Source organism: Prevotella sp. OH937_COT-195, assembly GCF_003932845.1.
Classification (GTDB): Bacteria; Bacteroidota; Bacteroidia; order Bacteroidales; family Bacteroidaceae; genus Prevotella.
In genome coordinates this window covers 1-659 of the sequence record NZ_RQZH01000111.1, presented here as the reverse complement: position 1 = coordinate 659, position 659 = coordinate 1, and the positions used below count along the sequence as shown (strand labels likewise).

The 659-nt window shown below is 26.6% G+C and carries 2 protein-coding genes; one reads left to right on the top strand and one right to left on the bottom strand.

All coding sequences use genetic code 11. The features are described from left to right. The coding region (locus EII32_RS11465; protein ID WP_199741438.1) for a hypothetical protein at window positions 1–314 on the bottom strand (314 nt) is incomplete at its 3' end. A 168-nt stretch (window positions 315–482) separates the two neighbouring features. On the opposite strand from EII32_RS11465, the gene EII32_RS11460 reads away from it, so the two are divergent. Continuing rightward, window positions 483–659: pyridoxamine 5'-phosphate oxidase family protein (locus tag EII32_RS11460; RefSeq protein WP_199741437.1), on the top strand; the 177-nt coding region annotated here is incomplete at its 3' end.

The window sequence follows — 659 nt, the reverse complement described above, 5'->3', positions numbered from 1 at the left end:
TGATAACTCATAATATCTTTTGCTACTAATACGTTAGATAACGTCAATATTTCGGCTAATTCACCTAGCTTTTCATATGTGACAATATGAGGTTGTATATCATTCTTATCTAAAGCATTTACAAATCCTTTTACAACTTTATAGTAATATTCACGTTTTACTTCTGATGCGTCAGTTAAATCTTCTAAAGGTAAGATAAAATACAATTTATTTATCTCATTTTGATGCTTCACTATATATTGAAAAAGTGGATTATCTTTCGTTCTAAAAACTCTGTTAAGTATGACTCCTAAATGGATTTTATTGCTTCCCAACTTGTTTCATACAAATTCACTCTATAATTGTCCTTTAACTTAAGATTGTGTTTTCAATCATACACCCGTTTTAACTTTTGTATAATTCACTAAAAAATAAAATAAATTTTAATACCTTACATATTATAGGCAACTTCAGTGTATATTATTATCAGAGGTGATTAAATTATGAATAACGAACAATTACAAAATGAAATTGAAAATATATTAAATACATCAAAAATAGGTGTCCTATCTACTGCACATAACAATACACCTAATAGTAGATACATGATATTTTATAATGATGGACACACACTTTATACTAAGACAAGCATTGAGTCTAAAAAAATTGCTGAATTGCAA